We start from the raw sequence: 20,515 nt of genomic DNA on the forward strand, positions 1-20,515 counted from the left end.
CGCCAACACGCCCGAGCTGCAGCAGCGCTGCCTGAAGATCTGCGAGATCGGCGCCCAGATGCGCCTGCTCTACACCACCGCGCTGTATCACGACTATGTCGCGCAGGAGATCCCCCTGCCGGAACTGGACATGGCTGCCTGATCCTGCCCCTGGGCGGAAAAGCAGCATCGCATTGGCATTGACGGCCCCGCCCGGGGCCTGACCGGATAGAGGCTTGGACATCATGGCAGTGGCACAGACAGACGAATTCGATAACTACATCAACGGCGAATGGTCGAAGAGCGCCAGCGGGCGCACCTTCGACAACGTCAACCCGGCCGATACCGGCGATATCGTGGGCCGCTTCCAGGCCTCCACGGCGCAAGACGCGCAGGCCGCCGTGGCCGCCGCCGCGGCCGCGTTCGACGCCTGGAAGAAAACCCCGATCTCCAAGCGCGCCAAGATCCTCAACGGCGCCGCCGACTACCTGGAAGCCAACGCCGACCAGATCGCCGAGGAACTGACCCGCGAAGAAGGCAAGGCGCTCAACCTGAGCAAGGACGAAGTGCTGCGCTCGGCGCAGACCATCCGTTTCTACGCCGTGGAAGGGCAGTCGTTCTCCGGCGAGACGTATCCCCAGGACGATCCCGACATGATCGTCTACAGCCAGCGCGAGCCGCTGGGTGTGGTGACCGTGATCTCGCCGTGGAATTTCCCGGTATCGATCCCGGCGCGCAAGATCGCCCCGGCGCTGATCGCGGGCAACACGGTGGTGTTCAAGCCCTCGTCGGACGCGCCGCTGAGCGGCTACCGGCTGGCACAGGCGTTTGTGGAAGCCGGCATCCCCAAGGGCGTGCTCAACTTCATCACCGGCCGTGCCGGCGATGTGGGCGCAGCCATTACGGAAGCCCCGGAAGTCCGCGCGATTTCCTTTACCGGTTCCACCGCCGCTGGCCAGCATATCCATCGCTGCGTGTCGCTGAGCACGCGCACCCAGATGGAGCTCGGCGGCAAGAACCCGCTGATCGTGATGGAAGACGCCGACCTGGACCGCGCGGTGGACCTCACCATCAAAGGCGGCCTGTCGCTGAGCGGCCAGGCCTGCACCGGCACCAGCCGCGTGCTGGTGATGGCTTCGGTCAAGGCAGCTTATACCGAGAAGCTGCTGGCCAAGGTCAAGACCTTGAAGATCGGCAGCGGCATGACGCCCGGCATGGATGTGGGCCCGCTCGCCACCCGCAAGCAGCTCGAAACCGTGCTCGGCTACGTGGCAGCCGGCAAGGCCGAAGCCACGCACCTGTGCGGCGGCGACCGCCTGGGCGGTGCACCATACGAGAAGGGCTTCTATGTCTCGCCGGCCATCTTCACCGACGTCACCCAGCAGATGCGCATTGCCCGCGAGGAAATCTTCGGGCCGGTAATCGCCATCATCGAGGTGAGCAGCTACGCCGACGCCATCGCCAAGGCCAACGACACCGAATACGGCTTGTCGGCCGCCATCGTGACCAGCAACCCGCGCTATGCGCACGACTTTGCGCATGACATCCAGTCGGGCACGGTCAAGATCAACCGCACCACCACGGGCAACCTGATCAACGCCCCGTTCGGCGGCGTGAAGCAATCCAGCACCTCCACGTTCCGCGAGTCGGGCCGGGCAGGGCTGGAGTTCTACACCCAGATCAAGACCGTCTATCGCGGCTGCTGAGCCAGCGCGCACGCGTCAATAGTCAATAGTCAATCGGCATCAACGCATCAAGCAGGAGCAGGACATGAGAAAGGCCATCAAGCTGGAACTGAAGGAAGCCCGTCACATGGTGGCGGCAGCCATCCGCAAGTCCGAGGAAATCGGCGTGCTGGAATCGATCTGCGTGGTTGACGACGGCGGTTACCCGCTGGCGCTGGAACGCATGGACGGCGCGCGCATCACCGGCCCGCAGATCGCCTGGAACAAGGCCTTCACCGCCGCCGGCCACAAGCGCTCCACCCACCTGTTCAACCAGGCGCCCAACGGCCCCGCGCTGCCGGGCAACGAAGCCTTTGGCATCCAGTGGAGCTTCGAGGGCAAGTTCGCCGTGTTCGTGGGCGGCTTCCCGATCGTGGTCAATGGCGAAGTCATCGGCGGCATCGGCCTGAGCGGCGGCAATGGCGAGCAGGACACCGCATGCGGCGTGGCCGCGCTGCAGGCCTTGCAGGAACTGCTGGGCGGCGAAGACCTGAAGGTCCTGGTCGAAGCCGATATCAAGAAGTAGGTCCTTGGGGCTTTCGTATAGGAAGTCCCATGGACCAAGTAACAAGCGGCAGCCCACTAGCCCCATTCTTCACGTCTTCCGAGTCCGCCATGTCCTACCGCATCCATCTCATCGAATCCCAGCAATCGTTTGAAGTCGGTGCCGACGAATCGGTGCTCGATGGCGCCCTGCGCGCCAATGTGCCGATGGCGCATGACTGCCGCTTTGGCGGTTGCGGCACATGCCGCATCAGGCTGGTGGAGGGCACGGTGGCCTATGAGGAGTATCCGATGGGCCTGACGCCAGAGGAAGAGGGCGAGGGCTTTGCGCTGGCCTGCCAGGCGCGGCCCACCACCGACCTGGTGATCAGCACGGCCCGCCCGGGCGAGCCGTGCGCCGAGCCCGCGCGCCATACCGCCGTGATCCGCAACATCGCGTCGCTCAGCGCGGATGTGGTGCACCTCACGCTGGAGCTGCCGCAGGCGCAAGCGCTCGACTACCGGCCCGGGCAGTACCTCAAGATCTTTACCGGCGACGGCATCGCGCGCAGCTTCTCGATGGCGTCGGTGCCAAAGGATCGCACCGTGGACCTGCATGTGCGCCGCATTCCCGGCGGCTACTTTACCGAGCGCCTGCTTGCGGGCCTGCGCTCCGACGACCATCTTGACGTGGAGCTGCCGCTGGGAGGCTTCTATTTCCGCAAGGACGACTATCGCCCGTTGGTGATGGTGGCCACGGGCACCGGGCTGGCGCCGATCAAGAGCATCCTCGAATCGCTGATGGACGATCCGGATTGCCCGCCGGTTTCGCTGTACTGGGGCATGCGCACCCAGGCAGACCTTTACCTGCACGAGCAGATCCAGGCGTGGGGCGCGCGTCTCTACGATTTCCAGTACATCCCCGTGTTGTCGCGTGCCGACGACGCATGGAGCGGCCGGCGCGGCCACGTACAGCACGCCGTTGCCGCCGACCTGCCGGACTTGTCGGAGCATGCCATCTACCTGTGCGGCTCGCCCGACATGATCCGCGACGCCCGCGAGACGTTTCTCGGGCTAGGCGCCAGTGGCGCGCATATCTACGCCGACAGCTTCACCTTCCAACGCAGCTGAACCATTGCGCGGGGGGCGGCCAAGGCGCTGGCCGGCCCGCGCGCCCACCAGACGAACATGTCCGACGACCACGGCAGTGTTCCACCCGCCCACCCGGCGGGCCCCTCCGGCGACAGCCTCGGCTCGCGCCATTCGCCGCTGTTTTCGCGGGTGACTGATACCTTGCGCCAGCGCATCGTCGGCGGCGTGTACCGCCAGGGCGACCGGCTGGTGGAGCATACGCTGTCGGCCGAGCTGGGCGTGTCGCGCGTGCCGGTGCGCGAGGCGCTACGCGCGCTGGCCGCCGAAGGGCTGGTGCGCATCGAGCCGCGCCGGGGCGCGTCGGTGGCATGCCTGTCGGAGCATGTAGCCAGAGAGATGGTGGAGGTGCGCGCCACGCTGGAAGGCCTGAACGCCAAGCTGGCCGCGCAGCGGCGCGATCCACGGCTGGTCGCCGAGTTGCAGGAGGTCCTGCGCCAGGGCAGCGCGGCTGCGTGCGGGGGGGAGGACGAGCGCTTGCTCGCGCTGAATTTCCGCTTCCACGAAGTGCTCGGCAACATCGCCGCCAACAGCGTGCTGCAGGAGATGATGCGTTCGCTGCGCGAGCGCACCGGGCTGGTGTTTGCGCCGGCGCACCGGCTGCGCGCGCAGCAGAACTGGGACGAGCACGCGCAGATCCTGCGCGCTGTGATTGCGGGCGACGCCGACCTCGCCGCACTGCTCGCCACACGCCACGTGTACAGCGCGGCGGAGGCGGCCACGCCTGTCGGCCCCTAGCCCCCGCCGACCCCCGGCCCCTAGCTACGCAGCGCCACGGCAATGGCATGGTCCAGATGCTCCATGCCGAAGGTCACGTCCTGTATCCCGCCATTGACGAAGAAGGACGGCGTGCCGCGCACATGGCTGCCGATGCCGCTATGCTGGTGCTCGCGCACGCGCTGCAGGTAAGTGTGGGCCTTCATGTCGTAGTCATAGCGCTCCAGGTCCAGTTCCAGCGCGGCGGCGTACTCCCGCAGCATCGCCGGCTTGATGCCGTGATGCTGCTCGAATATCTGCTGGTGCATGGGCCAGAACTTGTGCTGTGCCCCTGCCGCCTCGGCCGCCTCCGCGGCGGCCTCCGCCAGCGGGTGCCAGGCCGACAGCGGGAAATGGCGATACACAAAGCGCACGCGGTCGTGGTAGCGGGCGAGCAGGATCTTCACGCCGCCGTAGGCCAGGCGGCAATACTGGCATTCGAAGTCGCCGTACTCCACCACGGTGACGTGGGCCGATGCAGGCCCCAATAAATGGTCGGTCTTTTCAACGGGCGTCGACAGCATGACATTCTCCTTGCAGGATTGGCGCATGGGGGTTGGCTTGCGCGTGCGCTGTGCCCCCCCTCAGGGAATGAACAACTTGTCGATATAGCACCAACGCCAGGTCTCGCCCGGCTCGAACGACTGGATCACCGGATGCGCAGTGGCAAGAAAATGCCGGGTGGCATGCTTGTTGGGCGACTCGTCGCAGCAGCCGACATGGCCGCAGCACAGGCACAAGCGCAGATGCACCCATTCGTCGCCGCTGCGCAGGCATTCCTCGCAGCCTTCTGCGCTGGGTGTGACGGGATGGCTCAATGCAAGGTGCGCACACGCCGTTGTCATTGCGGTACTCCAACGTTGGCCCGGCAGGGCAGGCCCACGCCGCGCCGCACGCGGATGAGCCAGGGTCTTTCATTGTAGGCGGCGAAGATGCGAAGGGAAGCGCGGCTGTCACTGCGCGGCGCGCTTGCGTCGCCTAGACTCAACGGATGGCCGGTCCCGGTCTGAGTTCCCGATTTCCATTTCCCATTTCCCATTTTGCATTTTCCATTGCACACAGGAGGATGGTCATGACCTGCAAGATCCAGGTGGTCTTCTACAGCATGTACGGGCACGTCTACAAAATGGCGGAAGCCGTGGCCGCAGGCGCGCGCGAAGTCGATGGCGCCGAAGTGACGTTGCTCCAGGTGCCGGAGCTGGTCCCAGACGCCGTGTTGGAAAAGAGTGGCGCCAAGGCCGCCCGCGCCGCCTTCGCCCATGTGCCGATGGCGGAGCCGGACAAGCTGGCCGACGCCGATGCCATCCTGTTCGGCACGCCCACGCGGTTTGGCAATATGTGCGCGCAGATGCGCAATTTTCTCGACCAGACCGGCGGGCTGTGGATGAGCGGCGGCCTGGTGGGCAAGGTCGGCAGCGTCTTTACCAGCACCGCCAGCCAGCATGGCGGGCAGGAAACCACGATTACCAGCTTCCACACCACGCTGCTGCACCAGGGCATGGTGATTGTGGGCGTGCCCTACGCCGAAGCGCGGCTGCTGGACATGAGCCAGATCACCGGCGGCACGCCTTATGGCGCGTCCACCATGACGGCGGCCGATGGCTCGCGCCAGCCCAGCGAGAACGAGCTGGCGATCGCAAAGTACCAGGGCCGGCACGTGGCCGGCATCGCGGCGAAGCTGGCGGCGCGCTAGCCGGGCGTTTCGGGCCTTTCAGGCCGGGCGCTCGTTCTCCACCTCGGCCAGCACCGCGTCCAGGGTGTCGGCCAGCAGGTCGGCGTGCGCTTCGGTGAACACCATCGGCGGGCGGATCTTCAGGATGTTGGCCGCTTCGCCGGTGGCGCCAACCAGCACATGGCGGCGGCGCAGCCCGTTGACGATGCGCGCGGTCAGCGCCGTCGCCGGCCGGCTGGCATCGCCGCTATCGAGAAACTCGACCGCCACGAAGAGCCCCGCGCCGCGGATATCGCCGATCAGCGGGTGCCGCGCCGCCACGCCCGCCAGGCGCTCGCGCAGGTACGCGCCAACGCGCCGCACCTGTGCCATGAGTTGCGTCTGCTCGATGACATCAAGCACGGCCATGCCGGCGGCGACGGAAACCGGGTTGCCGCCGAAGGTATTGAAATACCGGCACTCGCGGCCAAAGGCTTCCAGCACCTCGGGGCGCACGGCCAGCCCGGCGAGCGGATGGCCGTTGCCCATCGGCTTGCCCACGGTGACGATGTCGGGCACCACATCATGACGCTGGAAGCCCCAGAACGCGTCTCCGGTGCGCCCCAGTCCCGGCTGCACCTCGTCGGCGATGAACACGCCGCCGGCCGCGCGGATGGCGGCCACCGCCTCCCGCAGGAAGCCGGGCGGATCGGTGAAGATGCCGTCGCTGGAGAACACGGTATCGACCAGCAGCGCGGCGGGGCGGATGCCGTGCGCGCGTAGGTCTTCGATGGCGTGCCGCACGCCTTCGGCAAAGGCCGCGCCGACCTGTGCGGCCGGCACGCGCAAGCTGTCGGGCGCGGGCACGGTACGCACGTTGTCGCCAAGCTTCACGTAGCGCCCGAGCGAGGGCGATGCCTCGGCAATGGACGCGGTGACCCCGTGATAGGCAAAGCGCGTGATGATCAGCCCTTGCGCGCCGGTGTGGGCGCGGGCGATGCGCATGGCAAGGTCGTTGGCCTCGCTGCCGGTGCAGGTGAGCATGGCATGGCCCAGCGCGTCGGGCATGGTGGCCAGCAGGCGCTCGGCGTAATCCAGGATGCCCTCGTGCAGGTAGCGCGTATGCGTGTTCAGCTGCGCCGCCTGGCGGGCGATGGCATCGACTACATGCGGATGGCAATGGCCGACGGACGCCACGTTGTTGTACGCATCGAGGTAGCGCTCGCCGCTGGCGCCGTAAAGCCATACGCCTTCGCCGCGCACGATGTGCAGCGGCTCGTCGTAGAACAGGCGGTACGCGGGCCCGAGCACGCGAGCGCGCCGCTCGGCCAGTTCGGCAACGCAGGGGATAGCTGCGGCAATGGTCATCGGATTCCTTGGTGTCGTGGTCAAGCCAGCCCGCAGGCCTGGCGCAGGACGTTGCGCGCTTGCTCCGTCGGGATGGCGTCACAGGCCGCCAGCCGTTGCCAGGAGACCGCGTTGTTGCGCAGCAGGTAAGGGGCGTTCTCCGGATGCCGCGCGGCGCGCCAGCCACTGATGGCTACCACCATCACCAGCCGGGCCTGCACCAGGTCGAACAGCACGGCGATCTCGTCCGCCTCCAGGGGCAGCACCGCGTGGTACGCGGCGACAAAGTCCGCCAGCGTGGCCATCGTGTCGCCGGTCGGGTCGACCTGATAGGCGGCGGCCACGGCCAGGTCGTCGATCAGCGGCGCATGGACCATGTCGCCAAAATCCAGCACCCCCGCGATGCGCGCATGATCTTGCGGGTCGACCAGCACGTTATAGATATTGAAATCGTTGTGGATCGGCTGGGCCCGCAGGCGCGCCAGCCGGGGCTGCACGTTGGCGGCAAAGCGATCCAGCGCGCGCGTTGCCAGCGCGCGGCGCGCCGCGTCCGGGACGCTGTCGAGCAGCCCGCGCACGCGGTCGGCGCGCTGGATGTCCCATGGCAGCTCCAGTTCGCCGGCGGGATGGCGCAAGCCGCGCAGCGCCAGGTCGAGCCGTGCCAGCGTGCGCGCCAGCGCCCGTGCCTGCGCTTGCGAGCGCTGCGCCTTGGGCAGCGGCTCGCCCGGCAGGTAGCTGAACAGGCGCACCACGCGCGCTTCGCCGCCCGGCGGCTGCGCGATCAGCGACGGCTGGCCCGCCAGGGTCGGCACGATGCGCTGCACGGGCAGGGCGGGATCGGTCGCGGCGATGTGCAGCAGCGCCTGGGTCTGGAAGTCCGCCACCAGCGGCAGCTCGGCGGGATGGGAGACCTTGAGCATGTAGCTTGCCGCCGGCGTCTCGAGCAGGAAGTTCCGGTCGCGCTCGCCGCTCAGCGGGGAGAGCCGGCCCGCCAGCCCATAGTGCTGCGTGAGCAGCGCCATCGCCCACGCCGCAGGGACTTCGGGCGAGCCTTCGCTAAGCACATCGGCGGCGGCCAGCGCCGCGCTTGCCGGCCCGTTCATGCTGCGCTCGCGAAGCCGCGCAGCGCGCTGGACAGGTTGGGCCCGAGGTCGTCGGAGAGATACCCGCCTTCCTGCACCAGCACCGTCGGCAGGCCCAGCCGCGCGATTTCCGCAGTGATGAGGGCGAAGCCGGGCGTGGTGACGGCCAGCGCCTGGTACGGATCGCGCTCGTGCGCGTCCAGCCCCAGCGCCACTACCAGCGCGCCGGGCGCGAAGGCGCGGATGCTCTGGCACACGTCGCGCAGCGCCGCCAGGTAGGCCTCGTCGCCGGTGCCGCGTGCCAGCGGGCGGTTGATGTTGTAGCCGAGGCCTTGCGCCTCGCCGCGCTCGTGCGCATGGCCGGTGAAAAAGGGCGTGAACAGCATCGGGTCGCCATGCAGCGACACGGTCAGCACATCGTTGCGGCGATAGAAGATGCCCTGCGTGCCGTTGCCGTGGTGCATGTCGATGTCGAGGATGGCGACGCGGTCATGGTGGCGGCGCAGGTGCTGCGCGGCAATGGCGGTGTTGTTCAGGTAGCAGAAGCCGTTGGCGCGGTCCGCATAGGCGTGGTGGCCGGGCGGGCGGCACAGCGCGTAGGCGGCGCGTTCCCCGTCGGCGACCAGTTGCGCGGCGTGGGTGGCCACGTCGGCAGACCCGGCCGCCGCGCGCCAGGTGTTGGGCCCGATGGAGCAGGCGGCGTCGCCCATATGGAAGCCGGCCTGGCCGACCACGCTGTCGGGGTAGGTGCAGGGCTGCCCGGGGAAGGGATGGATGTTGGGCAAGACCTCTTCGGAGGCGTCGGGCAGCAGTTGCCAGCGGTCATACGCGGTTTCCAGGAAACGCAGGTATTCCGGCGTGTGGATCGCGGCGCGCGGGCCCGGGCCGTGATCGGCGGGGGCGATCACGTCGTGGCCGTCGGCGCGCACTGCCGCCAGCAGGCGCAGGGCGCGCTCGGGCTGCTCGTTGCTGCGCTTCATCCTGCCGCGCACCATGAATGCGTGCGGATCGTGGTCGAGATGCAGATCGCTGTAGACGACTTTCATAGGACGGACTCCATCGGGGGCGCCTCGGCGACGCCTTGTTTTTGCATGAACACCGCCCGGACATGGACCCAGGCGTCATCGATATGGAAGCGCACCGCGGCTTGCGCGGCGGCTTCGTCGCGCCGCGCAATCGCCTCGGCGATGGGGCGGTGGGTCTCGGCCACGGCCTTCGGGTCGTGGTACACGCTGTCGATCAGCGCCACGATCATGCGGATCTCCGTTTGCATCATGGAGAACATGCGGTGCAGGTAGGCATTGCCGGACAGCTCGCAGATGGCCGTGTGGAACGCCAGGTCGCGCGCCACCCGCTCGATCTGCGGCAGTGATTCGGCCTCCTGCACCATGCGGTCGACCATGGCCACAAGCTGCTTGAGTCCGGCCTCCGGCGCCTGCTTGCAGGCGAGCGATGCCGCCATCAGCTCCAGGTTCAGCCTTACCTGGAACAGGTCATCGATCTCGCGCACCGTCACCGTGCGTACCGCAAAGCCATGGCGCGGGCGCGAGACCAGCACGCCTTGGCGTTCCAGCCGCCGCGCCGCCTCGCGCACCGGCGCGCGGCTGACATTCATGCGGCGGGCGATGTCCGCCTCGACAATGCGGCTGCCGGGTGGCAGCCGGCCTTCGACGATGGCCTGGGTGAGCTGGGCCTCCACCGCGGCCACCAGGTCGGAGACCTCGATGGAGGCAAAGGGAGAGGATTCTTCGAACGCGGAATCAGACATGGGCTTAGTCCTTGGGTCGGGCTACGACGGGATGCACCGACGGCGCTGGCCGTGCGCGCAACGCGAGGTAGCCGCCCGACAGCATGATCAGCACGATGCCCGCCAGCGCGATGCCATCGGGCGGGCGCTGGAAGACAAAGGTGCTGATCAGCACGGCGAGCAGCAGTTGAAAGTAATTGAGCGGCGCGAGCGTGGAGGCGGCAACGCGCCGGAAGGCGGCGAGCAGCAGCAGCTGGGCCAGGCCGCTGCAGGCGCCGCCGGCCATCATCAGCAAGATGTCCGGCGCGCACGGCATGACCTCGGGCAGCGTGGCCAGCGCGGGCACGCCGGTCACCACCAGGCAGATCAGCGCGGTCCAGGCGTAGAGCACCGGCCCCGCGACCTCGCCGGCTAGCCGGCGCGTCAGCAGCTGGAAGGCCGCGTAGCACACGGCCGAGACCATCATCAGCACCGTGCCGGCAAAGGGCAGGTCGCCGCCGGGCCGCACGATCAGCAGCATGCCGCCAAAGCCGGCCAGCACCGCCGCCCACTGCGCGGAGCCCACCCGTTCGCCCAGCACCGCCGGCGACAGCGCCACCATGATCAGCGGCGCGGTGAAGTAGATCGCCGTGGCCTCGGCCAAGGGCATGTACACCAGCGCCGCCATGAAGCAGCTGGCCACGATGCCAAGGGCCAGCCCGCGCGCCAGCAGCAGCCACTTGCAGGGCGCGCGCCACAGCTTCAGGTCGCCTGCGCGCACCAGCCACACCAGCGCGATGACGCTCACCGACACATAGCGGGTGAGGTTCATCATCGGCGCCGAGTGGTCGCGCAGCATCCACTTGCAGAAGGCGTCGTAGCTGGCGAACGCCACCAGCGCGCAGAAGAACAGCACGATGCCGTCGCGGCGCGCGCTCGCCGTGGTAAGCCGCAGCGACGGATTGGCCGGGCCGGTCATCAGGCCGCAGCCTTGTTGCCGCCATTGCTGCTGGCCGGGAACTCACGCTCGGCCGCCACCATGGCGCGCTCGAAACGCGCGAACAACTCGTTGATCTGCGCCTCGGTGATGATCAGCGGCGGGCAGAAGGCGATGGTGTCGCCCATGGCGCGCACGATCAGGCCTTGCTCCTGCGCCAGCCGCGCCAGGCGCGGGCCAGCCTTCTGCGCCGGGTCGAAAGCGCGCCGCGCCGCCGGATCCGCCGCCAGCTCGATCGCGCCCAGCAGGCCGACCCCGCGCACCTCGCCCACCAGCGCGCGCCCTGCGTAAGCCCGCAGCGCCTGCTGGAAGCGGGGCGTGACCGCGTTCACGTGATCGAGGATGCGGTCATCCTCGTAGACGCGCAGCGTTTCGAGCGCCACCGCCGTGGTGACCGGATGGCCCGAGTAGGTGAAGCCATGGCCAAAGGTGCCGATCTTGCCGCTGTTGGCGGCAATCGCCACGTGCACATTCTCCGACACCATCACAGCCGAGATCGGCATGTAGCCGGAGGACAGCGCCTTGGCGCAGGTGAGTATGTCGGGCTGCATGCCGTAGGTGGTGGAGCCGAACATCGCACCGGTCCGCCCGAAGCCGCAGATCACCTCGTCGGCGATCAGCAGGATGTCATGGCGGCGCAGCACGGCCTGGATCTCGGCGAAGTAGGTGGCCGGCGGCACAATCACGCCGCCCGCGCCCATCACCGGCTCGGCAATGAAGGCACCGATGGTGTCCGGGCCCTCGGCCTGGATCAGCGCTTCCAGTTCCTGCGCGAGGCGGCTGGCGAAGGCGGCTTCGCTCTCGCCCGGCGCGCCGTAGCGGTAGTGGTGCGGGCACCCGGCGCGCAGGATGCGGTCGATCGGCAAGTCGAAATCGCGGTGATTGGCTTGCAGGCCGCTAAGGCTCGCCGCCGCCACCGTGACGCCGTGATAGGCGTTGGTGCGCGCGATGATCTTCTTCTTGTCCGGCTTGCCGATGGCGTTGTGGTAGTACCAGACCAGCTTGACGGCGGTGTCGTTGGCCTCCGAGCCGGAGTTGGCGAAAAACACCTTGGACATCGGCACCGGCGCCATCGCGACGAGCTTCTCGGCCAGCATGATGGCCGCCGGGTTGGAGCGGTGGTTGAAGGTGTGATAGTAGGGCAGCGTGCGCATGGCCTGCACGCCGGCCTCGATCACGCGCGCATGGCTGAACCCGAGCGAGCTGCACCACAGGCCCGACATGCCCTCCAGGTAGCGCTTGCCCTGGTCGTCCTCCACATAGATGCCGTCGCCCTTGGTGATGACGAGCGGGCCGACGCCGGGGTGGGCGGCCAGGTTGGTAAAGGGATGCAGATGGGCCGCGATATCGTCGGCGGCAAGGGCAGCGTGCGAGGGCAAGGCGACGGTCATGTCAGTGACGTCCTGTTGTAGGTATCGGGTGGCGGGGCAGGGAGCATGCAAAGCAAAGTTTCATCGGACTTCCGCATGGCTTGGTCGTACCAGCGGTTGGCGTCAGGCGGCGCGTTGCCGGACGGTGGGCGAACATGAAAGGCCGATCAACCATACGAATCAATATCCCCGTGCCGGGTCGACTGCCACGGCAGGCCGCTGCCCGCGGCACAGCTGGGCCAGATTATCCAGCGTCTGGCGCGCGATCGTGGCCGAATCGGTGCGTGCCGCCACGTGCGGCGTGACTGTGACGCGCGGATGCCGCCAGAACGGGTGCTCGGATGGCAGCGGCTCGTGCTGGAAGGCGTCCAGCGTGGCCGCGCCCAGCGTGCCGTCGTCCAGCGCGCGCAGCAGGTCGGCCTCGACCAGGTGGCTGCCGCGGCCCACGTTGATCAGATGCGCGCCGCGCGGCAGGCGGGCGAACAGGTCGGCGCACAGGAAGCCTTGCGTCTGCGCGGTGAGCGGCAGCAGGCAGACCAGTGCGTCGCAGCCCGCCAGGAAGGCATCCAGCCCGTCCTGGCCGTGGAAGGCTTCGACGCCCTCGGGCAGATCCGCCTTGGGGCTGCGGCTCCAGCCGCGCACCGCATAGCCCACCGCCTGCAGCGCGTGGGCGCTGGCAATGCCCAGCGTGCCAAGCCCTGCGATGCCCACGCGATGCCGTGATGGCGCCACGATGGGCTGCTCCTGCCACTGCCCGGCTGCCGCGCTGGCCAGATACGCGCCCATGCTGCGCTGATGCTGGATCACGGCCCACGTCACGTAGGCCGTCATGCTGCCGGCCATGGCGGTATCCACGATGCGGCAGACGGTTGGCCCGCACGGCAGGTCCGGATCGCTGCGCAGGTGGTCGATGCCCGCGCCCAGCGACTGCACCAGGCGCAGCCTTGGCATGGCCGCCAGCACGCCAGGCGGGGGCGCCCAGCAGACCGCGGCATCGATGTCGTCGAGCGCTCCCAGGTCGGGGCCGACCCGAAGGTCCAGCCCGGGCGCCTCCGCGCGGAAGGCGGGGACGAGGTAGTTCATGTCGAGCACGCTGCTAAGCAGTGCCACGCAGGGTGGTTTATTTGTCGTCGTGTCCATCGTCTCCATCGTGTCCAATGTGTCGGCCAGATTGTCGGGGTCGGTACGGGTCATGCGTAGCCTCCGACCGCTTCCAGGCGGCCTGGCTCCGGTGCCTCCGCAACTTCCTGCGCCCGGGTCAAGCGCGGAATGGCTTCGATCAGCTTGCGCGTGTACGGATGCTCGGGCGCGCTCAGCACGCGGGCCGTCTCGCCGTACTCAACCACCTCGCCCCGCTGCATGACGGCGATCTTGTCGCACATCTGCGCCGCCACGCGCAGGTCGTGGGTGATGAAGACCATGGCCAGCTTGAACTGCTCGCGCACCTTGGCGAACAGCTCCAGCACCTGCGCCTGCACCGACACATCCAGCGCGGAGACGGGCTCGTCCGCCACCAGCAGCTCCGGCTGCATCGCCAGCGCCCTTGCAATGCCGATGCGCTGGCGCTGCCCGCCGGAGAACTCGTGCGGGTAGCGCTCGGCCGCCTCCGGTCCCAGCCCGACCAGCCCGAGCAACTCCAGCGTGCGAGCCTGTGCCTCCTGGCGCGACACGCCCTGTGCGATGGGGCCGGCAGCGATGGCCGCACCGATCCGATGCCGGGGATTGAGCGATGCGTACGGATCCTGGAACACCATCTGCAGCTTGCCGCCCGCGCGCTGCAGCAGCCCGCCGCCTTGCGACAGGTTGCGCCCGTTGATCACGATGCGCCCGCTGTCGAACGGCGCCAGGCCGACGATGCAACGGCCCACCGTGGATTTGCCGGAGCCCGATTCGCCCACCAGCCCGAGCGTCTGCCCGCGCAGCAGCTCGAAGTTCACGTTGCGCGCGGCCTGCACCTCGCGCCCGCGCCGCAGCAGGCTGCCGCCGGTGCGATAGGTCTTGCACAGGTCCTGCACCTGCAGCACGCGGTTGACCTCGACCTCCACGGGAGGCTGGCGCAAGTGGCCGCCGGGAATGGCGCTGATCAGCTTGCGTGTATAGGCATGCTGCGGATCGGTCAGCACGCGCGCGGCCGGCCCGGCCTCGACGATGGTGCCGGTCTGCATCACCACCACCTGGTCGGCGATCTCGGACACCACGCCAAAATCGTGCGTGATGAACAGCACGGCCATGCCGCGCCGCTTCTGCAGATCGCGGATCAGTTGCAGGATCTGCGCCTGGGTGGTCACGTCGAGCGCGGTGGTGGGCTCGTCCGCAATCAACAGGCGCGGTTCCAGCGCCATGGCGCACGCGATCATCACGCGCTGGCGTTGGCCGCCCGACAGGCGGAAGGGATAGCTGTCGTACAGCAGCTCCGGATCGGGCAGGCCGACGTCGGCCAGCGCCGCCACGATGCGCTTGCGCTTGTCGGCCGCGCCCAGCCGCTGGTGCGCGTCGAACACTTCGGCGATCTGGTCGCCGATGCGCATCACCGGGTTGAGCGCCGTCATGGGTTCCTGGAACACCATGCCTATCTTCTGCCCGCGCAACTCGCGCATGGCGTCGTCATCCAGTTGCAGCAGGTCCTGGCCCTCAAACAGGATGCGCCCGGCAACCGGCTCCACATGCGGGCGCGGCAGCAGGCCCATCACCGCATTGGCGATCATGGACTTGCCCGAGCCCGACTCGCCCACCACGCATAGTGTCTGGCCGGCCGCAAGCATCAGCGAGGCGCCCTGCACCGCCAGGGCGCGGTCGCCGCCGGCCGGCAGGCGGATGCTCAGGTCCTGGATATCTAGTACCGGTGTGCTCATCGTCCACTCCCGCCAAGGCGCGCGTTGAGCGCGTCGTTCAGGCCTTCGCCCACCATGTTGAGCGCCAGCACCGTCAGCAGGATGGCCGTGCCGGGAAACACCGCCATCCACCAGGCCTGGCGCAGCACCGTGCGCGCCGAGCCCACCATATAGCCCCAGCTCATGTGGTTGGGGTCGCCCAGGCCTAGGAAGCTCAAGCTGGATTCCAGCAGGATGGCGGTCGCCACCATCAGCGAGGCCATCACCACGATCGGCGAGCTGGCATTGGGCAGGATCTGCGACAGGATGATGCGCGGCGTCGACTGCCCGGCCAGCTTGGCGGCCTGCACAAAGTCGCGCTGGCGCAGCGTGAGGAACTCGCTGCGTACCAGCCGCGCCACCGGCGGCCAGGAGACGATGGCGATGGCAGCCACGATGGAGCCGATCGACGGCTCGAAGATCGCCACCAGCACCAGCGCTAGCGCAAAGCTCGGCACCGCCTGGAACAGCTCGGTAAAGCGCATCAGCGCCGCATCGATCCAGCCGCCGAAGTAGCCTGAGATAGCGCCCAGCGTTACGCCGATCAGCAGCGAGACCACGGTGGACACCACGCCGATCAGCAGCGAGATGCGCGCGCCGTGGATCACGCCCGCCAGGATGTCGCGCCCCATGGTGTCGGTGCCCATGGCAAAGCCGGGCTCCTGCATCGGCTGCAGGAACGGCTGCTGCACCATGTCCCAGGGATCGTGCCCGGCCATCCACGGGCCGAACAGCGCAAGCACGGCAAAGCCCACCAGTACCACCATGCCGAGCACGGCTGCCTTGTTGCGGCAGAACCGCCGCCAGAAAGTGTTTTTCATTGCATCTCGATCCGCGGGTCGACCAGCGTGTAGACAAAGTCGGTCAACAGGTTGAACAACACGGCCATGGCCGCGGTGACCAGGAAGCAGCCCAGCAGCAGGTTGTAGTCACGCTGCAGCAGGGCGTCGAACATCAGGCGGCCAATGCCGGGCCAGGCGAACACCGTCTCGGTCAGCACCGCGCCGCCGATCATGCCGCCGGCCTGGATGCCGGCCAGCGTCACCACCGGCAGCAGGGCGTTGCGCAGGATGTGGGCACGCTGGATGCGCCCGGGCCGCACGCCCTTGGCGCGCGCGGTCTTGACGAAATCCATCTGCGCCACCTCCAGCATCGAGGCGCGCGTCATGCGGGCATACACCGCCATGTAGAACAGCGCCAGCGTGAGCGCGGGCAGCACCAGGTGCGTGGCAATGTCGAACACCAGCGCCAGGCCATGCAGGTCCGCCCCCACGGTGAAGTAGCCAAAGCCGGGCAGCCAGTCGAGCTTGACCGAGAACAGCAGCACCGCCATCATCGCCAGCCAGTACAGCGGCGTGGCGTAGAACACCAGCGCGAAGAGGGTGATGGCGTTGTCCACCCAGCTCCCCGCGCGCCGGCTCGCCCACGCCCCCAGCACCACGCCGAACAGCACCGAGAGCAGGAAGGCGCTGCCGGTCAGGATCAGCGTGGCGGGCAGGCGCTGCAGGATCAGGTCCAGCACCGGCTGCTGCTGGCGGTACGAGTAGCCCAGGTCCAGGTGCACCACGTGCCCGAGGTAAGTGGCAAGCTGCTCCGGCACCGGCTTGTCCAGCCCGAACTGCGTGCGCAACTGCGCCACGAACTGCGGGTCGGATGCGCCGGCCTCGCCGGCCATCACCGAGACGGGGTCTCCCGGCGCGGCCCGGATCAGCAGGAAATTGACGGTCGCGATGACCAGGATTGCGATCACGCCCTGTACCACCCGGCCTAGCATGCGCTGCGTACGACTCATGGCTTTGCCCCAGAGATGAAGATGACTGCCATCACGCCAGCCAGGCGCGGCCGATGCCGTCGTTCAGGCCAATGCCGGAACTGATGGGATTGTTGATGCGGCTGCGGTACAGCGTGGGGAAGTTGAGCTCGTGCAGCCACACCACCGGCATCTCGTCGACCAGGATCTTCTGCACCTCAACGTAGATCGCCGCGCGCTTGGCCGGGTCGATCTCGCGCGCGCCAGCCTGGAACAGCTCGTCGACCTTGGCGTTGCGATAGCCCTCGACGTTGTTGAACGGCGAGCCCTGCGCGATATTGTCCGAGGTGTAGTTGCGCGCCACGCCCAGCGCCGGGTCGCCGTACTGGTAGACGTAGGTGAAGGCCAGGTCGTAGTCCCACTTGTTCAGCCGCTCGCCCCAGCCCGCCACGTCGGTGGGGGTCATCTCGATCTTCACGCCGGCCTGTTGCAGGTTCTGCCGCACGATCTCGGCGGAGCGGGTCCAGGTTTCGCCGTAGGGCAGGGGCAGCAGGCGCAGGGTTTCGCCCTTGTAGCCGGATTCGGTGAGCAACTGCTTGGCGCGAGCCAGGTCGCGCGGATACTTGGCCACGTCGGTGCTGGCGTACTTGATGTGGCTGTTGAAGGGGCCGGTGGCGCTCTTGGCATAGCCTTGCCATGCCACCTTGGCGATCGCGTCGCGGTCGATGGCAAAGGCCAGCGCCTGGCGGAACTTGATGTTGTCCATCGGCGCCTTGCGGTTGTTGACCCACAACCACGAGTGCGGCGCGAAGAATTCCCAGCCCTTGGTGGTGACCTGCACGCCGGGCAGCTTGCTCAGGCGCGCCACATCGAAGTACTCCACCGCGCCGCCGGGCACCAGGTCGACCTTGCCGGACTCGAACGCCGCGGCGCGCGCCGAGGCATCGGGGATCACGTGGAAGTACACGCTGTCGACCAGCGGCACGTCGGGCTGGTGATACGCATCGTTGCGCACCAGCTGGATGTACGAGCCGCGCACCCATTCCTTGAACTTCAGCGGGCCGGTGCCGATGGGCTTGGCGTTGGCGGGGTTGGTCAGGAAATCCGTGCCTTCGTAGATATGCTTGGGCACCATGGGCATGGTGCCCACTTCGAAGATGCCGAGGAACGGGCTAAACGGGTACTTCAGCTTGAACTCCACCGTCAACGGGTCCACCGCGCGGATGCTCTCCACCGCCGCCAGGTTGGCGCGCAGCCGGGCGTGCGTCTTGCGCAGGAACACATCGGCGGAGAACACCACGTCTGCCGCGGTGAACGGCTTGCCGTCATGCCAGGTGACCTTGGGCTTGAGCTTGAACGTGTACAGGGTGCCGGCCGGGTTCACCGTCCAGGAGGTCGCCAGCGCCGGCAGCGGTTCCAACTTCTCGTCATAGCGCAGCAAGCCCTCGTAGATGTTGCCGGAGATCAGCTGGGTGGGGCCGTTCTGGGTAATGCCGATCATCAGGCCGGAAGGCTCAGGCTGGACGAGCGCGTTGATCACGCCGCCCTTCTTGCCGGCCGCGAGGACGTGGAACGGCACGCCGGCGAGCGACAGCCCGGTGGTGGCAACACCCATTTTGATCAGTTGGCGACGATTCATTGCGGAACTCTCCTGGGGGCTAGGGATAGATGACTGGCAAGACGTAACAGGCAAGACGTAACGGGTAAGGCGGGCGGGGCGGGCAGGGCCTCAGTCGCGGTACGACGTGGCAGCGGCCGGCTCCAGCCGCTCCAGCAAGGCGCGCCATTCCCGCGCGTACGGGTCGGCCGCGCCGGGCAGGCGGTTGGTGTCGCCACTCTCGTACTGGCGCGCGGTCCTCTCGCAAATGGCTTGGGGCACCGGATTGACCAGCTGGCCGCTGGACTGGATCGCCACCTGCACGCGGCAGGCGCGCTCCAGGTTGTGCATGAGGATGAACGCCTCGGCCACGCTGCGGCCCAGTGTGACCAGGCCATGGTTGCGCAGGATCAGGGCGCGCTTGTCCGGGCCGAGGTCGGCCACCAGGCGCACGCGCTCCTCATGGTCCAGCGCAATGCCCTCGAAGTCGTGGTACGACACCCGGTCATGGAATTGCAGCGCCCACTGGTTGGACGGCTGCAAGCCGCAGGCCAGCGACGATACCGCCACGCCTGCCACGGTATGCGTATGCAGCACGCAGACGGCGTCATGCCGGGCAGCGTGCACGGCGCTATGGATGGTGAAGCCAGCGGGGTTCACGTCTTGCCCGGGCGGGCCGCTGATGATGTTGCCGTCCAGGTCGATGCACACCAGCGAAGACGCGGTGATATCCCGGAACAACATCCCGAACGGGTTGATCAGGAAGCGGTCCTCGGTGCCCGGCACCCGGGCCGAGATATGGGTGTAGATGCTGTCGTCCATGCCATACAGGGCGACCAGGCGGTATGCGGCGGCGAGATCTTCACGCACCCGTTGCTCGGCCTCGGAGATGGCGGGAACCAGGCGGGAAGAGACGTTGTTGCCCATGTTTGTGTTTCCTTGGATTGGCGATTAGGTCACTGTAGGTCGATGGTCAGCTGTCGACAGTTGGCACTTATACCGATTACGCAAAGTTCAGGCCACGTGTTCAATTTGCAGCCGGATTTGTTGCGGTGCGGGGTGCAAGGCCTTGATTCCTAACAAAATCTCGTCTTGCATGGGCGTGGATGGCACGCCGCCGGGCGATGCTGGAGGCTTGCCTGGAAATGGTGCGACGCGCAAAAAATGGGCGTTGGCCGGCGTGTTTGCGGGCCAGGGATCGGGGATGGGGCGCGGCGCACTGCTTGGTGGCACGCAGAAATTGCAGGGTTTGGTGACCGGCAAACGTCGCGCAAGCGCCGTATTGAGCACATGACCAGCGCAGAGGTGCCATCCGGCACTCTCGCAGCACGGAGAAATGCCGCTGCTGGAAATATAAGCAGGGTTCAGGGCTGGAGTGTGCGAAGATGCGCGCACAGCGGCGCTGCGAATACGCGCGGCCGGCTGTCTGGACCGGACCCCAGTCGCACCCCACGACTTTCCGCCTGCGGCCTTGCCCCTGGTTCAGTTCTTCCCCGAAGCATGCTGCCTTCCCGCTGGCCTCAAGGCCACCATGGCTGTCATGCCCCCGCGTTTCCCGCTCCCTTTCACCCCTGCGCCGTTCAACGCCAGGAACGGGCGCCAATTGTCCGTCATCGTACCGACACCGCACTCCATCCATGGCAACGTGACGATAGCGGTCAGGTCCATGCCCAATGGCGCGGCTACCTTCGCATCGGGCTCGAAGATTCCGGTCCCCTGGCGAGATAACTGCGGCGGCCTGGCTAATAACGCGGAGTCGGGAAAGGAGCGTTCCATGTTAGGAACCGTTTTACTGGTCGTGCTTGTGCTCGTCTTGCTCGGTGCGATGCCGACGTGGCCGCACAGCCGTTCCTGGGGCTATATGCCCAGCGGCGTGCTAGGCCTGCTGCTGGTCGTGGTGCTGGTGTTGGTACTTCTGGGCCGCCTGTAGACGAGAATACACTCGCCTTGGCGCAACAGTCCGCGAAGCGATCGCGTGATGGCCGGCAAGCTTCAGGCTTGCCGGCCAGCCGTTTTTAAGGAGGCGAGCCCGCC

21 protein-coding genes and 1 pseudogene are annotated in these 20,515 nt (G+C 67.5%); 8 read left to right on the forward strand and 14 right to left on the reverse strand.

Going from position 1 to position 20,515, the window contains the following annotated elements:
- The 5 genes and pseudogenes from ACYP5B_RS27465 to ACYP5B_RS27485 form a co-directional block, all read left to right on the forward strand.
- A pseudogene (locus tag ACYP5B_RS27465) lies at nucleotides 1-142 on the forward strand (iron-containing redox enzyme family protein); the annotation flags it as partial.
- 82 nt (nucleotides 143-224) lie between these two features.
- Nucleotides 225-1,685 (forward strand): aldehyde dehydrogenase family protein, encoded by a 1,461-nt coding sequence (locus ACYP5B_RS27470; protein WP_459571825.1) that lies wholly within the window; start codon nucleotides 225-227, stop codon nucleotides 1,683-1,685.
- 64 nt (nucleotides 1,686-1,749) lie between these two features.
- A complete protein-coding gene (locus ACYP5B_RS27475; RefSeq protein ID WP_400096924.1) occupies nucleotides 1,750-2,229 on the forward strand; it encodes a GlcG/HbpS family heme-binding protein in 480 nt (159 codons plus the stop codon).
- Nucleotides 2,230-2,318: 89 nt separating this feature from the next.
- The gene (locus ACYP5B_RS27480; protein ID WP_459571826.1) at nucleotides 2,319-3,317 is read left to right on the forward strand and encodes a 2Fe-2S iron-sulfur cluster-binding protein; all 999 of its coding nucleotides are present in this window, start codon (nucleotides 2,319-2,321) and stop codon (nucleotides 3,315-3,317) included.
- Nucleotides 3,318-3,374: 57 nt separating this feature from the next.
- Nucleotides 3,375-4,073, forward strand: a complete 699-nt coding sequence (locus tag ACYP5B_RS27485) for a GntR family transcriptional regulator (protein WP_400096923.1) — start codon at nucleotides 3,375-3,377, stop codon at nucleotides 4,071-4,073.
- A 20-nt stretch (nucleotides 4,074-4,093) separates the two neighbouring features.
- Here ACYP5B_RS27485 and ACYP5B_RS27490 read toward each other — a convergent pair whose 3' ends face one another.
- Entirely contained in the window at nucleotides 4,094-4,615 is a 522-nt protein-coding gene (locus ACYP5B_RS27490) for a DsbA family protein (protein WP_318238237.1), read from the reverse strand.
- A 60-nt stretch (nucleotides 4,616-4,675) separates the two neighbouring features.
- Nucleotides 4,676-4,936, reverse strand: a complete 261-nt coding sequence (locus tag ACYP5B_RS27495) for a ubiquitin carboxyl-terminal hydrolase 14 (RefSeq protein WP_318238236.1) — start codon at nucleotides 4,934-4,936, stop codon at nucleotides 4,676-4,678.
- A 227-nt stretch (nucleotides 4,937-5,163) separates the two neighbouring features.
- Between ACYP5B_RS27495 and wrbA the strand changes: the two genes are divergently transcribed.
- Nucleotides 5,164-5,784 (forward strand): NAD(P)H:quinone oxidoreductase, encoded by a 621-nt coding sequence (gene wrbA / locus ACYP5B_RS27500; RefSeq protein WP_400096922.1) that lies wholly within the window; start codon nucleotides 5,164-5,166, stop codon nucleotides 5,782-5,784.
- Nucleotides 5,785-5,802: 18 nt separating this feature from the next.
- Here wrbA and ACYP5B_RS27505 read toward each other — a convergent pair whose 3' ends face one another.
- From ACYP5B_RS27505 to ACYP5B_RS27560, 12 genes are all read right to left on the reverse strand, one after another.
- A complete protein-coding gene (locus tag ACYP5B_RS27505; RefSeq protein ID WP_459571809.1) occupies nucleotides 5,803-7,110 on the reverse strand; it encodes an aspartate aminotransferase family protein in 1,308 nt (435 codons plus the stop codon).
- Between the two features lie 20 nt (nucleotides 7,111-7,130).
- Nucleotides 7,131-8,192, reverse strand: a complete 1,062-nt coding sequence (locus ACYP5B_RS27510) for a phosphotransferase (RefSeq protein WP_459571810.1) — start codon at nucleotides 8,190-8,192, stop codon at nucleotides 7,131-7,133.
- Nucleotides 8,189-9,217, reverse strand: coding sequence for a histone deacetylase family protein (locus ACYP5B_RS27515; protein ID WP_400096919.1), 1,029 nt, complete (start codon nucleotides 9,215-9,217; stop codon nucleotides 8,189-8,191). The genes ACYP5B_RS27510 and ACYP5B_RS27515 overlap by 4 nt, the downstream gene beginning before the upstream one ends.
- Nucleotides 9,214-9,939, reverse strand: a complete 726-nt coding sequence (locus tag ACYP5B_RS27520; protein WP_459571811.1) for a GntR family transcriptional regulator — start codon at nucleotides 9,937-9,939, stop codon at nucleotides 9,214-9,216. The genes ACYP5B_RS27515 and ACYP5B_RS27520 overlap by 4 nt, the downstream gene beginning before the upstream one ends.
- 4 nt (nucleotides 9,940-9,943) lie before the next feature.
- Entirely contained in the window at nucleotides 9,944-10,876 is a 933-nt protein-coding gene (locus tag ACYP5B_RS27525) for a DMT family transporter (protein WP_459571812.1), read from the reverse strand.
- Nucleotides 10,876-12,285, reverse strand: coding sequence for an aspartate aminotransferase family protein (locus tag ACYP5B_RS27530; RefSeq protein WP_459571813.1), 1,410 nt, complete (start codon nucleotides 12,283-12,285; stop codon nucleotides 10,876-10,878). Before ACYP5B_RS27530 ends, ACYP5B_RS27525 begins: the two co-directional genes overlap by 1 nt.
- A 159-nt stretch (nucleotides 12,286-12,444) precedes the next feature.
- The gene (locus tag ACYP5B_RS27535) at nucleotides 12,445-13,458 is read right to left on the reverse strand and encodes a 2-hydroxyacid dehydrogenase (protein WP_459571814.1); all 1,014 of its coding nucleotides are present in this window, start codon (nucleotides 13,456-13,458) and stop codon (nucleotides 12,445-12,447) included.
- Nucleotides 13,455-15,116 (reverse strand): dipeptide ABC transporter ATP-binding protein, encoded by a 1,662-nt coding sequence (locus ACYP5B_RS27540; protein WP_459571815.1) that lies wholly within the window; start codon nucleotides 15,114-15,116, stop codon nucleotides 13,455-13,457. The genes ACYP5B_RS27535 and ACYP5B_RS27540 overlap by 4 nt, the downstream gene beginning before the upstream one ends.
- A complete protein-coding gene (locus ACYP5B_RS27545; protein WP_174428021.1) occupies nucleotides 15,113-15,955 on the reverse strand; it encodes an ABC transporter permease in 843 nt (280 codons plus the stop codon). Before ACYP5B_RS27545 ends, ACYP5B_RS27540 begins: the two co-directional genes overlap by 4 nt.
- On the reverse strand, nucleotides 15,952-16,926 hold the full coding sequence (locus ACYP5B_RS27550) for an ABC transporter permease (RefSeq protein WP_043354633.1): 975 nt from the start codon (nucleotides 16,924-16,926) through the stop codon (nucleotides 15,952-15,954). Before ACYP5B_RS27550 ends, ACYP5B_RS27545 begins: the two co-directional genes overlap by 4 nt.
- A 31-nt stretch (nucleotides 16,927-16,957) precedes the next feature.
- Nucleotides 16,958-18,523 (reverse strand): ABC transporter substrate-binding protein, encoded by a 1,566-nt coding sequence (locus ACYP5B_RS27555; RefSeq protein WP_318235562.1) that lies wholly within the window; start codon nucleotides 18,521-18,523, stop codon nucleotides 16,958-16,960.
- A gap of 90 nt (nucleotides 18,524-18,613) precedes the next feature.
- Entirely contained in the window at nucleotides 18,614-19,408 is a 795-nt protein-coding gene (locus ACYP5B_RS27560; protein ID WP_459571816.1) for a class II aldolase/adducin family protein, read from the reverse strand.
- 142 nt (nucleotides 19,409-19,550) lie between these two features.
- Between ACYP5B_RS27560 and ACYP5B_RS27565 the strand changes: the two genes are divergently transcribed.
- Complete coding sequence (locus ACYP5B_RS27565) at nucleotides 19,551-19,775, forward strand: hypothetical protein (RefSeq protein WP_459571817.1); 225 nt, start codon at nucleotides 19,551-19,553, stop codon at nucleotides 19,773-19,775.
- 480 nt (nucleotides 19,776-20,255) lie between these two features.
- Entirely contained in the window at nucleotides 20,256-20,411 is a 156-nt protein-coding gene (locus ACYP5B_RS27570; protein ID WP_318235559.1) for a DUF3309 family protein, read from the forward strand.
- Nucleotides 20,412-20,515 lie beyond the last annotated feature (104 nt).

It is taken from the genome of Cupriavidus sp. 8B (assembly GCF_054589115.1).